The organism is Pseudomonas orientalis, from assembly GCF_001439815.1.
GTDB lineage: Bacteria > Pseudomonadota > Gammaproteobacteria > Pseudomonadales > Pseudomonadaceae > Aquipseudomonas > Aquipseudomonas orientalis.
Map to the genome: position 1 here is coordinate 152868 of NZ_JYLM01000004.1, position 13306 is coordinate 166173.

The 13306-nt window shown below is 60.3% G+C and carries 11 protein-coding genes; 4 read left to right on the forward strand and 7 right to left on the reverse strand.

What is annotated here, in order from left to right; translation table 11 throughout:
- Positions 1-6 precede the first annotated feature (6 nt).
- The gene (gcvH, locus tag TU82_RS11955; protein ID WP_057723396.1) at positions 7-390 is read left to right on the forward strand and encodes a glycine cleavage system protein GcvH; all 384 of its coding nucleotides are present in this window, start codon (positions 7-9) and stop codon (positions 388-390) included.
- Positions 391-516: 126 nt separating this feature from the next.
- Here gcvH and TU82_RS11960 read toward each other — a convergent pair whose 3' ends face one another.
- The 6 genes from TU82_RS11960 to TU82_RS11985 all read right to left on the reverse strand — a co-directional run bounded on the left by TU82_RS11960 (position 517) and on the right by TU82_RS11985 (position 7451).
- On the reverse strand, positions 517-1659 hold the full coding sequence (locus tag TU82_RS11960; protein WP_057723702.1) for a DegT/DnrJ/EryC1/StrS family aminotransferase: 1143 nt from the start codon (positions 1657-1659) through the stop codon (positions 517-519).
- 155 nt (positions 1660-1814) lie between these two features.
- Positions 1815-2129 carry a DUF2388 domain-containing protein gene (locus TU82_RS11965; protein ID WP_057723397.1) on the reverse strand — a complete coding sequence of 105 codons (315 nt, stop codon included), beginning with the start codon at positions 2127-2129 and terminating at the stop codon, positions 1815-1817.
- A gap of 68 nt (positions 2130-2197) precedes the next feature.
- Entirely contained in the window at positions 2198-2644 is a 447-nt protein-coding gene (locus TU82_RS11970; RefSeq protein WP_057723398.1) for an NfeD family protein, read from the reverse strand.
- A 10-nt stretch (positions 2645-2654) separates the two neighbouring features.
- Positions 2655-3575, reverse strand: coding sequence for an SPFH domain-containing protein (locus TU82_RS11975; protein WP_057723399.1), 921 nt, complete (start codon positions 3573-3575; stop codon positions 2655-2657).
- A 77-nt stretch (positions 3576-3652) separates the two neighbouring features.
- A complete protein-coding gene (locus tag TU82_RS11980) occupies positions 3653-5338 on the reverse strand; it encodes a GspE/PulE family protein (protein WP_057723400.1) in 1686 nt (561 codons plus the stop codon).
- Between the two features lie 745 nt (positions 5339-6083).
- Positions 6084-7451 (reverse strand): CYTH domain-containing protein, encoded by a 1368-nt coding sequence (locus TU82_RS11985; RefSeq protein WP_057723401.1) that lies wholly within the window; start codon positions 7449-7451, stop codon positions 6084-6086.
- Positions 7452-7608: 157 nt separating this feature from the next.
- On the opposite strand from TU82_RS11985, the gene argE reads away from it, so the two are divergent.
- Both argE and argA read left to right on the forward strand, forming a co-directional pair.
- Entirely contained in the window at positions 7609-8757 is a 1149-nt protein-coding gene (gene argE / locus TU82_RS11990; protein WP_057723402.1) for an acetylornithine deacetylase, read from the forward strand.
- 136 nt (positions 8758-8893) lie between these two features.
- Positions 8894-10192, forward strand: a complete 1299-nt coding sequence (gene argA, locus TU82_RS11995) for an amino-acid N-acetyltransferase (protein WP_057723403.1) — start codon at positions 8894-8896, stop codon at positions 10190-10192.
- 128 nt (positions 10193-10320) lie between these two features.
- Here the strand turns inward: argA and tauA are convergent, their stop codons facing one another.
- A complete protein-coding gene (gene tauA / locus TU82_RS12000) occupies positions 10321-11307 on the reverse strand; it encodes a taurine ABC transporter substrate-binding protein (RefSeq protein WP_057723404.1) in 987 nt (328 codons plus the stop codon).
- Positions 11308-11677: 370 nt separating this feature from the next.
- Between tauA and TU82_RS12005 the strand changes: the two genes are divergently transcribed.
- Positions 11678-13051, forward strand: coding sequence for an OprD family porin (locus TU82_RS12005; protein WP_057723405.1), 1374 nt, complete (start codon positions 11678-11680; stop codon positions 13049-13051).
- Positions 13052-13306 lie beyond the last annotated feature (255 nt).

The window sequence follows — 13306 nt, forward strand, 5'->3', positions numbered from 1 at the left end:
CAGACTATGAGCAATATCCCTGCCGACCTGCGCTTTGCCGACAGTCATGAGTGGGCCCGTCTGGAAGCGGACGGCACCGTGACCGTCGGGATCTCCGACCATGCACAGGAAGCGTTGGGTGATGTGGTGTTTGTTGAGTTGGCTGAGGTGGGCGCCACGTTTGAAGCCCAGGGCCAGGCGGGTGTGGTGGAGTCGGTGAAGGCGGCTTCGGACATCTATGCCCCGGTTGCAGGGGAAGTGATTGCGGTCAACGAAGAGTTGGGTGGGAGTCCTGAGCTGTTGAACTCTGACCCTTACGGCGCCTGGATCTTCAAGCTCAAGCCAAGCAACGTGGCCGATCTGGACAAGCTGCTCGATGCTGCAGGCTACAAAGCCGCCATCGGCGAGTAAACGCAGAACCCATTGTGGGAGGGGGCTTGCCCCCGATGGCGGAGTGTCAGCCGATTCATCAATGGCTGACCCGGCGCAATCGGGGGCAAGCCCCCTCCCACATTTATTTGCACCGGCCTTAAGTGATCAGTCCGCCTTTAATACCGCTTTGACCGCCGCCACCGCCCGCTCCACATCTGCCTCCGTCATCGCCGTGAACATCGGCAACGACACGATCAATCGCCCCACACGCTCCGCTACCGGGAACATCCCTTCCTTGAATCCCTGTGCTCGATACAGGCTCAGCAGGTGGATGGGCGGGTAGTGATAGCCAATGCCGACGCCCTGGGCCTGCATCTGCTCCATAAAGGTGGCGCGGGCGGGCAGACCATCCTGACGCTCCGGCAATACCAGTTGGAACAGGTGCCAGTTGCTGTTTTCGAAGTCCGCGGGCGGCAGTTGCGCGCCGTACTGTTGTTCAAAATCACTGCCGAAGCATTCGAAGTAGTGCCGTGCCAGGTTCTGGCGATGTGCGGTGATCTTCTCGATGTGGGCAAATTGTCCCAGGCCAATGGCGGCGGCGATATCGGTCATGTTGAACTTGCCGCCCAGCACGTCCACATCCAGGCCGTCGAAACCGCTGCGGGTCACACCTTGCAGGCGGTATTTCTCGGCCAGACGGGCTTCTTCGGCGTTGTTCAGCACCAGGCAACCACCTTCGGATGAGGTGATGTTCTTGTTCGCCTGGAAGCTGAACGACACGAAGTCGCCGGTAGCGCCGATGCGTTCCCCGTCCCAGCTGGACCCCAGTGCCTGGGCGGCGTCTTCGACGATGCGCAGGTTGTACTTGTTGGCCAGCGCGTAGAGCATCGGCATGTCCAAGGGCAAACCGGCCAGATAGACCGGAATGATCGCCTTGGTGCGCGGGGTGATCGCCGCTTCAACCTGGGCCAGATCAATGTTGCGGGTCACCGGGTCGATATCGGCAAAGACCGGGGTGGCGCCCACCTCGAGGATGACGTTGGCCGTGGCGACCCAGGAGATTGGCGTAGTGATTACTTCATCCCCAGGCCCGATGCCGGCGATGCGCAAGGCAATCTCCATGGTGCAGGTGCCTGAGTTGAAGGTGCGTACCGGACGGCCGCCGAAGTACTCCGACAACTGCGCTTCGAACGCCTGCACCTTCGGGCCACTGGTGATCCAGCCGGAACGCAGGACATCGCCGACCGCCGAGATCGTGGCTTCGTCAATGGTAGGTTTGGAGAACGGCAGGAAAGGCTGTTGGCTCATGACGAAGAAGGCATCCGATGGGCGATGAGTGATGGCGTGCGAGTCCTGCATGGTTGCACGGCTCGACTGAATATAGCCTGTCGCCCGTGAACGATTCGTCATGTTGCAGGCAAAAAAATGCCGCTTGAAAAAGCGGCATTTTTTACGCTGTAGTCTTACTCGGTAACAGCGTTCTTCGCGAGGATGGCGTTGGCCAGCTCCATGTCCGTGGCCTGCAGGCCAGGGTTGTCGGCACGCACTTTCTGCATGGCCGCTTCCAGGTACGGGCCGCGAATGCCGCCGTCGCTGGCGACGAAGCTGCCGGCGTCGTCCTGAGCGGCGACGACCATTTTGTGGTCCTTGAAGGTCAGGTAGGTCGAGCCGGTGGTGGCACCCGACGAGATGACATTACGCCAGAAGCTGTCGGCCATGGCTGAGCCGACAGGGAGGGAGAGCACAGCGAGGGTTGCGACAGCATATTTAAGACGCATGATGGATGACTCCGGTGGGTTATCTGTACGTTTTGATTGTAGTTAACCTGATCCAGTTCCATCACTGACTAAACAGTTTCAACCTTTAAAACCACCCCATCCTGCCCAACCACGCGGACTTGAGCGCCTACAGGTGCATCGGCACCGGTGACCATCCATACGCCATCGCCGACCTTGACCTTGCCCCTGCCGTCCACTATCGCCTGATGCACCACGAAAGTGCGTCCGACCAGCTCCGAACCGCGCTCGTTCAAGCCGGGTTGATCGCTGGTCCTGGCGCTGCTGCGTTGGCGTCTCCACCAGTACACGGCCGTCAATATCGACAACAGGGCGAACAGCAACAGTTGCCACTCCAGTCCGAGGGGCGGGACGATAAACTTGATCACGCCCACGGCGGCGGCGGCGATACCCATCCACAGCAGGTAGCCGCCGGTACCGAACACCTCAAGAATCAACAACACGGTGCCCAGCGCCAGCCAGTCCCAGAACGAAAGATGCTGCAGGAAATCCCACATGGCGGCGGCCTCAGCCTTTCTTGTTGTCGAAAGTTGCCCTGACGATCTCGCCGATACCGCCCACGGCACCAATCACCTGGCTGGCTTCCAGCGGCATCAGGATCACCTTGCTGTTGTTGGCCGAGGCCAGCTTGCCCAGGGCATCGATGTATTTCTGCGCCACGAAGTAATTCACCGCCTGCACGTTGCCCGAGGCGATCGCTTCCGATACCACCTGGGTCGCGCGGGCTTCAGCCTCGGCCTGACGCTCACGGGCTTCGGATTCGAGGAAGGCGGCCTGGCGGCTACCCTCGGCCTCGAGGATCTGCGCCTGTTTCTTGCCCTCGGCGGTCAGGATCGCCGAGGCGCGCAGGCCTTCGGCTTCGAGGATCTGTGCACGCTTGATCCGCTCGGCTTTCATTTGCCCGGACATGGCCGCCATCAGGTCGGCGGGTGGGCTGATGTCCTTGATTTCGATACGGGTGATCTTGATGCCCCACGGCGCCGTGGCTTCGTCGACGGTGCGCAGCAGTTTTTCGTTGATACCGTCGCGCTGGCTCAGCATGGCATCCAGCTCCATGGAGCCGAGCACAGTACGGATATTGGTTTGCAGCAAGTTGCGAATGGCATGCTCGAGGTTGTTCACCTCATACGCGGCCTGGGCAGTGTTGACCACTTGGAAGAAGCACACGGCGTCAATCTGCACGGTGGCGTTGTCGGCGGTAATCACTTCCTGGGGTGGGATATCCAGCACGCTTTCCATCACGTTGATCTTGCGGCCGATGCGGTCCATGACCGGGATGATGATGTTCAGGCCGGGCTTGAGGGTGTTGGTATAGCGGCCGAAACGTTCGACGGTCCACTGGTAGCCCTGGGGCACCACCTTGAAACCCATGAACAGGATGGCAATGGCCAGGCCCACGAAAAGAAGCAGTACGGTTCCGATCTGCATAACGATTCCCTATCTGATGATGTCAGTGACACGACGTTGTGCCGATTGTAACGGTGTCGTCACGGATAAGGACGGTTTCATTGGCCAGCGAACAAAGGATTTGTTTCTGAATCCCCAGGGGTAACCCTGAGGACTTCTGCCAGCGTCGTAAGCCCCGTCTGCACCTTTTGCATGCCGGCCATCCGCAGGCTGTGCATGCCTTGCCCGAGCGCCGCATGGCGCAAGGCCTGAACGTCAGCGCCGGGGGTAATCAGCGCTTTGAGGGCTTCGTCCAGAACCATGATTTCGTAAAGTCCGGCCCTGCCCCGATAGCCACTGTCGCGGCACTCCGCGCAGCCGACGGCCTCGTAGACTTCGGCCACGGCGCGCTTGCAATGGGGGCACAGCACGCGCACCAGGCGCTGCGCCATGACGCCGATCAGCGTCGCCTTGATCAGATAATGAGCGATGCCCAGCTCCTGCAAGCGGCTGATGGCGCTCGGCGCATCGTTGGTGTGCAGCGTCGACAGCACCAGGTGCCCGGTCAGCGCAGCCTGGATCGCCATTTCGGCGGTTTCCTGGTCGCGAATCTCGCCGATCATGATGATGTCCGGGTCCTGGCGCAGCAACGCGCGGATCCCGCCGGCGAAGGTCAGGTCGATGTTGTGCTGCACCTGCATCTGGTTGAACGCCGGCTCGACCATTTCGATGGGGTCCTCCACCGTGCACAGGTTGACCTCCCGGGTCGCCAGTTGCTTGAGGGTGGTGTAGAGCGTGCTGGTCTTGCCCGAGCCGGTGGGGCCGGTGACTAGAATGATGCCGTTGGCCTGTCGGGTCATGGCCTGCCAGCGCTGCTGATCTTCGGCGGACAGTCCCAGTTGGTCGAAATCCTTGAGCAGCACCTGGGGATCAAAAATGCGCATCACCAGCTTCTCGCCGAAGGCGATGGGCAAGGTCGACAGGCGCAGTTCCACTTCAACGCCCGCAGGGGTTTCGGTTTTGATGCGTCCATCCTGAGGCTTGCGCTTCTCGGCAACGTTCATACGGCCAAGGCTTTTCAGGCGGCTGACAACAGCGGTGGTGACCTGGGGCGGAAATTGGTAGACGTCATGCAACAGCCCGTCAATGCGAAAGCGCACACGACCCTGTTCGCGGCAGGGCTCGATATGGATATCGCTGGCCCGTTGATCGAAGGCGTACTGCAACAGCCAGTCGACGATATTGACGATATGCGCGTCATCGGCGTGCGGCTCGCTATCGCTGGCGCCCAGGCTGAGCCGTTCGACAGTACCGGCTGGCGCCATTTGCTGGTCGGCCCCGCTGACCGACTTGGCTAAACGGTAAAACTCATTGATACAGCGCTGGAGGGTTTGAGGGTTGGCCACCACGCGCTTTATCGAGCGCTTGAGTACCTGGGAAAGCCCGGCCTCCCAGCCGCTGATATGAGGTTGGGCGCTGGCAACCGTAACGCTGCGCGCATCCACGGCCACTGCAAGGATGGCGTGGCGCTGAGCGAAGGCGTGGGACATCAGCGGCACCACCGTCGCCACGTCGATCTTCAGCGGGTCGATGCGTAGATATGGCTGATCGACGTGCCGGGCCAGCCACTGTGTCAAGGTTTCCAGGCATGGACCTTGTGCGGCGATAACTTCCAGGGGGTGCCGGGCGCTGGTGGGCACGGACGACAATTGCCGCGCCGTCTCCGGGGTAATCAGTTGCTGCTCGATCAAGGCAGGCAGCAACTGATGCAGTTCCAGAGGGCGATCTTGCAGGACGGCGGACATGAGGGGTTCCTGGTTGGCGTCGGGTTTAATTCCCAGGCTAGCCAGTTTCCGAGAATCCTCCTTGGGCGTGTATTGCAGGCTTTGTCCGAAATCAAGCCCACCACCAGCCTGCCAGTATTGCGCTGACAGGGAGGCCTCATCTGGGCATAGGTATCTACACAACTTTGGCGCGACACCGGATTTGTAGTGAGGGAGCTTGCTCCCGTGACGGCCGGACAGCCGACGCGTTTCTACCTGACGCTCCGATGGCCGAATGTGGGAGGGGGCTTGCCCCCGATGGCGGCCTCAGGACCGATCAGGATGTTGGATCAGATCGAGTACATATCCGTTTCTGCGGTAACGGCTACTTAGGGTTCCGCTTTTACAGCGGCTCACTTTTGAAAAGCGCAAAAGTAAGCAAAACGCTCTTGCCCCACCACTCGGCACCTCGCTTGGGCTCGGTGTGCCCGAACGCAGGCTTGAATCCGTGGGCCGCCGCAATGGGCCATCCCTGGCCCAGTGCGGCTAACCCGGCGTCCTGCCGGGTTGCCCACGGAGTCAAGCCTGCGTTCGGCCAGCGTGGTTTAACGGGGCGCCTAAGATCAAGATCAAAAGCCAGATCAAGAGCGACTCGCTGCGCATCGTGGTTACGGTTGGGGGCTACAGAGTTGTGTAGATACCTATGCTCATCGGGGGCACGCCCCCTCCCACATTTGACCTGCGAGCGCTTTCAAATTGTGGGAGGGGCTGGCCCCCGATGGAGATGTTACAGACGCAGTAAGGTCTTCCAGGCCCGATGCTGATACACCGCAATCGCCTGGTGCATCCGCCCATCCAGCGACTCATCGGTAATCGGCTGGTTGGCCAGGTGCGCCAGCTTGTTCAGCTCGCCGTACAAGCGGTCCAGTTCAGGAATGTCCACCACCTGACGCGCATGGTGCAGCCAGGCCTGGATGCGTTCAATGCGCGGCAGTTGCTCGGCCAGGTCTTCCGGCTGTTGCTGGTAACGCTGCAGTTGCAGGGCAACGGCGTCATCGGCCAGCAGGCGCGGCAGCCAGTTGGTGATCTGCGCGGCGCCCTGACGGTTGCCACGCACGTTGCGTGCTTCGGTCCAGGTGCGGGCCAGCAGCCAGCGCGAGGTGTTCAGGGAGAACAGGCCCCAGCGCACGTCCTGCAGTTCTTCAACGAACTGCTCCGGCGCGGCTTTGCGAATGTCTTCATCGTCGTCACCGGCCTGCACCAGCGGGCGCCAGTCTTCCAGCAATGCATCCAGGGCACTGCGCAACTCGCTGGTGGATTGGCGCGGCGCGGCCTGGCCGAGGCTGCCGATCAGGGCGCGCAATTCGCCGAGGTTCTCGACCCAGTCCTGCAACAGACGCCAGCGGCCATTGAAGCGATATTGCTCGGCCAGGCGCTGGCTGCTGCCCAGCAGGTGCCACATGATCGCGGCGAAGGCATCGTCCAGCGGCATTTCGGCGTGGATCTGCGGTGCCGGCAGGCTCAGGGAATAGCTGCCGGCGTCGTACAGGCGATAGCCACGCTCGGCCTTGCTGATGTCACAGGGCATCAGCGCGAGGGTCGCCGCCAGTTCGGCGGCCAGCTCCAGCAGGGCGGCCGGTTCGCCTTCACGCAGTTCCAGTTCCAGCTCGCAGATTTCTTCCTTCTGCTTGCCGACCACCACATGGCCCAGGTCCAGGGCGGCTTCGATCACCACCTTGGCCTTGCCGCGGCCCCAGGCGATTTCGGCGCGTTCGCGCACGAAGTCGGTGGTAAAGATCGGCTTTAGGGTCTTTTTGTCCAGATCGGCCAACTGCTCGGGCCAGCACTCGCCGTCGAGCTTCTTCAGGTCGAGTTTGGCTTTGGGCAGGTCCCAGTTGTATTCGTTGCGTTCCGACAAGCCGGCGACGCTCTGGCCACGGGTCTTGAGGGTCTGGATGATGTCGTCACCGTCCTTGCGCAGGCGCAGGGCCACCTTGGCCTGGGCCAGATCGCGCTCGGGGGTGTCGAAGTACTGATTCATCAACTCACGGCGTTCCCAGCCACTTTTGTTGCGTTTTTTCAGTAGCGGGTGCTCACGTAGCGCGGCGAGTGTCTCGCGGCTGACGCGCAGCTTTATTTCGGTTTCTTTCTGCATGGCCGGAAAATCCAGGATCGGGAGCGCAGCCGGGGAAAAGTGTGGCTGCCAAGGTCGTGCAGTGTACAGGACTGAGCCCGCCAACGTGCCGCAACGGTTTATTGTGTCGTGCAGATGGCTCTATAGTGGGACTCATCCGGGAAGTTGGAGAGCGCGCATGCCGTTACCGTCCATGAAAGAGCAGTTCGCCGCGTTGATTGCCGCGCCGTCGGTCAGTTGCACTCAAGCGTCGCTGGACCAGACCAACCGCCCGGTGATCGATCTGCTTGCCGCCTGGCTGGGCGACCTGGGGTTCTCCATCGATATCCAGCAGGTCAGCCCCGGCAAATTCAACCTGCTGGCCAGCTTTGGCAGCGGCCCTGGGGGCTTGGTGCTGGCAGGTCATAGCGACACGGTGCCCTACGACGCGGCGTTGTGGAAAACCGATCCGCTCAAGCTGACGGAAGTCGACGGCCGCTGGGTAGGACTGGGCAGTTGCGACATGAAGGGCTTTTTCGCCCTGGTCATCGAAGCCGTGTTGCCGCTGCTGGATCAACCCTTCAAGCAACCGCTGCTGATTCTCGCCACGTGCGATGAAGAAAGCTCCATGTCCGGCGCTCGCGCGCTGGCGGAGGCGGGGCGCCCGTTGGGCCGCGCGGCGGTGATCGGCGAACCGACCGGCCTCAAGCCGATCCGCCTGCACAAAGGCGTGATGATGGAACGCATCGACATTCTTGGCCAAAGCGGCCATTCATCGGACCCGAGCCTGGGCCACAGTGCCCTGGAAGCCATGCACGACGCCATCGGCGAACTGCGCGGCCTGCGCCTGGCCTGGCAACGTGAATACCGCAACCCGCAGTTCAGCGTGCCACAGCCGACCATGAACTTCGGCTGTATTCATGGCGGCGACAACCCCAACCGCATCTGCGGCCAATGCTCCCTGGAGTTCGACCTGCGACCGTTGCCGGGCATGGACCCCGAGATGCTGCGCGCCGCGATCCGGCAGAAGCTGCAACCCTTGGCCGAGCGTCATCAGGTCAAGATCGACTACGCGCCGCTGTTCCCCGAAGTACCACCGTTCGAGCAACCGGAAGACGCCGAACTGGTGCGGGTCGCAGAGCGTTTGACCGGCCATCGCGCCGAAGCGGTGGCGTTCGGCACCGAAGCGCCTTATCTTCAGCGCCTGGGTTGCGAAACCCTGGTGCTCGGCCCTGGCGATATCGCCTGTGCGCACCAGCCGGGCGAATACCTCGAAATGTCACGCTTGACGCCTACAGTGCGTCTATTGCGGGAACTGATCGAACATTACTGCCTGAAACCTGCATAAATTAACCCCTGCCTGTTCGTACATAGAAAGGAGAGTGAGCGTGTCGCCAAGCCTGTTCCGACGATAACCATCAGCCCGCTGTGCGCTTTCACGATTGATCCCTTTTTGGCTGCTTTTTATTACAGGCCCAGGTGTTATGCCCGACTACGTTAATTGGCTTCGTCACGCTTCGCCCTACATCAACGCTCACCGCGACTGCACCTTTGTGGTCATGCTGCCCGGCGATGGCGTGGAACACCCCAACTTCGGCAATATCGTCCACGACCTGGTGCTGCTGCACAGCCTGGGCGTGCGGCTGGTGCTGGTGCACGGTTCGCGCCCACAGATCGAAGTGCGCCTTGAAGCGCGTGGCCTGACCCCGACTTACCACGAAGGCATGCGCATCACCGATGCAGCGACGCTGGAGTGTGTGATCGATGCGGTCGGCCACCTGCGGATCGCCATTGAGGCGCGCCTGTCGATGGACATGGCTTCGTCGCCGATGCAGGGCTCGCGCCTGCGCGTGACCAGCGGCAACTTTGTGACCGCCCGTCCTATCGGCGTCTTGGAAGGTGTGGACTATCACCACACCGGCGAAGTACGCCGGGTCGACCGCAAAGGCATCAACCGCCTGCTGGACGAGCGCTCCATCGTGCTGCTGTCGCCGTTGGGCTATTCGCCCACCGGTGAAATCTTCAACCTGGCCTGCGAAGACGTCGCCACCCGCGCCGCCATCGACCTGGGCGCCGACAAATTGCTGTTGTTCGGCGCCGATCTCGGTCTGATCGATGAAAACGGCCGACTGGTGCGTGAGTTGCGTCCGCAGCAAGTGCCGGCGCACCTGCAACGCCTGGGCAGCAACTACCAGGGCGAGTTGCTCGATGCCGCTGCCGAGGCCTGCCGTGGCGGAGTAGGGCGCAGCCATATTGTCAGCTATGTCGAAGACGGCGCCTTGCTCACCGAACTGTTCACCCGCGATGGCGGCGGTACGCTGGTGGCCCAGGAGCAATTCGAACTGGTGCGCGAAGCGGCGATTGAAGACGTCGGCGGTTTGCTCGACCTGATCAGCCCGCTGGAAGAGCAGGGCATCCTGGTGCGTCGTTCGCGGGAAGTGCTGGAGCGGGAGATCGAGCAGTTCAGCGTGGTCGAGCGCGAAGGCATGATCATCGCCTGCGCGGCCTTGTATCAGATCGCGGATTCGGATGCGGGTGAACTGGCGTGCCTGGCGGTGAATCCGGAATATCGCCATGGCGCACGCGGCGATGTATTGCTCGAGCGCATCCAGACCCGTGCCCGGGCGCAGGGTTTGAAGACCTTGTTCGTCCTCACCACCCGCACTGCCCACTGGTTCCGTGAGCGCGGCTTCGTGCCGAGCAGCGTGGACCGCCTGCCATCGGCGCGAGCGTCGCTGTACAACTACCAGCGCAACTCGAAAATCTTCGAGAAGGCCCTGTAACCCCGATCCAGCAAACACTGCATAACAAAATGTGGGAGGGGGCTTGCCCCGATAGCGGTGGGTCAGTTAACAGATAAGTCACTGACAGAGCGCAATCGGGGGCAAGCCCCCTCCCACATTTGATCTGCTTACTGGCTGATGAATTTATCGGTCACATAGGCCGAATAGTCCGGCAACACCGTCTCCACCTTGCCCTGCTCCTTCAAGAACTTCGCCGTCTCCCCAATCGCCTTTGCCGTGCCGCCCTTGAGCAGCGCCTCGGTCTGTTGCGCCTGGGCATCCGGAAAGGTGGTGCCGGCCAGCAACTCGGGAATGTCGGCGGCATTCGAACCTGTCAATTTCGCGATCTTCTGCACCGGCTCCGAATCCACCGTCCAACTGGCTTTGTGTGCGGCATAGTCGGCGAACGCGTCCAGGGTGACCTTGGCAAACTTGGCCACGACGTCAGGGTGTTTTTCCGCGAAATCCTTGCGCGCCACCCATACCTCGAAGGTGGGCGCACCCCACTGACCCACCTGCGCCGCGTCTGTCAGCGTTTTGCCAGTCTTGCGGATTTCCCCAAGGGCAGGCGACCACACGAACGCGCCGTCAATATCACCGCGTTTCCACGCGGCAGCGATTTCGGCGGGCTGCAGGTTCACGACTTTGACTTGTCGGGTGTCCAGCCCCCAATGCTTGAGTGCACCCAGCAGGCTGTAATGGGAGGTCGAGACGAACGGCGTGGCGATGGTTTTGCCGATCAGGTCGGCGGGTTTGTCGATACCGCTGCCGTTACGCACCACCAGGGCTTCAGAAGCATTGATTTGTGCCGATACGATAAACGCCACAATCGGTAGATTGCGTGAAGCGGCCGCCGCGAGCGGGCTGGAGCCCAGATTGCCGATCTGTACGTCGCCCGAAGCGATGGCCGTGACCACCTCCGGGCCACTGTTGAACCGGCGCCAATCGATCTTCTCGCCAATGGCCTGTTCGTAGAGACCGTCGGCCTGAGGGACTTTGCTGGGATCGATGCCGGTCTGGTAGCCGACAGTCAAGCCGGCCGCGTTGACACCAAAAGAAAGTAATACCGATACAAAAACTGTAACAAATTGACGGGAGGATGTGCGTTTGGCCATGATGGCGTCGCCTTTTTGATCGTGAGTGACGTATGCAATCGAACGTCAACACTAATCGATCTAAAAAAGCACTAGTAAATACCCTTTAGGAATTAGCTTATGGACGGGTTCGTCTATCCTGACCAGTCCGTTTCGCGAGCGTGCTTATTCCTGAATCGTATGAAAAAGAATGAAACAATTCTTTTTGGGTGTATGAAAAACTCATTACCCTGCAGGGACCAAATCAACTGCGATTAGACGAAGGTAGTAGACACACAAGGTTACGATTGACTTGGTGGTCACTATCTGGCGCTAATCGCGCATCTGTGGATCGAGGGCGTCAGACCCGAGACCAAAGAAATACAAAAATTAGAAATGAGAGGAGCGGTACATGAAGAAGTCCACCTTGGCTGTGGCTGTAGCGTTGGGCGCAATCGCCCAGCAAGCAGGCGCTGCCGGTTTCATCGATGACAGTAAAGTAACGCTGGGTCTGCGTAACTTCTACATCAACACCGACAACCGTGACTCGGCCGCAGGTACTGCAGCCAACAAGCGCGCCGGTGTTCAAAACAAGCAGGAAGAATGGGGCCAGGGCTTTGACCTGCGCTTCATCTCCGGTTACACCCAAGGCACCGTAGGTTTTGGTCTCGACGCCATCGGCCTGCTGGGTGTTCGCCTGGATTCCGGCGGCGGCACCAATGGCGCCACGGCCAGCTCCTACGGCGGCACCGTGTTCCCGAGCAAGTCCAATGGCGAAGCCGTTGATAACTACTCGAGCCTGGGCCTGACCGCCAAAGCCAAGATCTCCCAGACCGAACTGAAGCTGGGCACGCTGCAGCCCAAGCTGCCGGTAATCGTGACCAACGACGGTCGTCTGCTGCCGCAGACCTTCCAGGGTGGCCAGATCACCAGCAACGATCTCAACAAAGACCTGACGCTGGTTGCCGGTCAGATCGAAAAAGCCAAAGGCCGTAACTCCAGCAACGTCGACAACCTGTCTATCTCTGGTGCCAACTCCCGTGGCGTCAACTGGCGTGACAGCAACAAGTTCTACTACGCCGGTGGTGACTACAAGATCACCAAGGACCTGACTGCCCAGTACTACTACGGCAATCTGGAAGATTTCTACAAGCAGCACTTCCTGGGCCTGACCCATAACTGGGCCATCGGTCCTGGCGTGCTGAAGTCTGACCTGCGCTACTTCAACAGCTCCGATGACGGTAAGAACGGCCACGAGTCCGCCTACTTCTCCTCGGGCAACTACAGCGGTGTCAACTCCGGTCGTGGCAAGGTCGACAACAACCTGTACAGCGGCCTGTTCCTGTACACCGTTGCCGGTCATACCTTCGGTGGTGGTTATCAGGTCAGCAACGGCAGCAGCGATTTCCCTTGGTTGAACCAGGGTGACGGCTCGTCGGCTTACATTACTACCGACATGCAAATCGCCAAGTTCGCCCGTGCTGGCGAACGTACCTGGCAGGCTCGCTACTCCTACGATTTCGCCAAGGTTGGCGTGCCTGGCTTGACCGCCGGTGTGGTGTACCTCAAAGGTACTGACATCGACACCGTCAACGGTAGTCGTGCCGAGTTTACCGGCCAGTCCGAGTGGGAACGTGACATTACTGTTGCGTACGTTGTTCCGGAAGGCGTGTTCAAAAACGTCGGTGTGGCCTGGAAAAACGCCATGTGGCGCAACGATGTTGCAGCCGCGCGCGATCAGGACGAAAACCGCGTAATCGTCAGCTACACCTACGCATTCAAGTAACTGCGTAAAACCTTGCCCGGCGCAATGCCGGGCAAGGTGTCTTGCTTTTCAAGTCGGGCTCAACCCCCGCAAGCCCTTCCTGAACCCTCTTTGTGCAGCGTCTCAAGGCCTTCTCGAACCTTGAAAACGATGGTGCTCCTCCGTTCTGACCACGTCCAATGAACAGATTTTTAATATTCATTTATCGTCTAGATAAATCGATATTTATTCTTTTTAAATTCTCTACGATCCATGCACAGTGGGCTCCATAAGCAC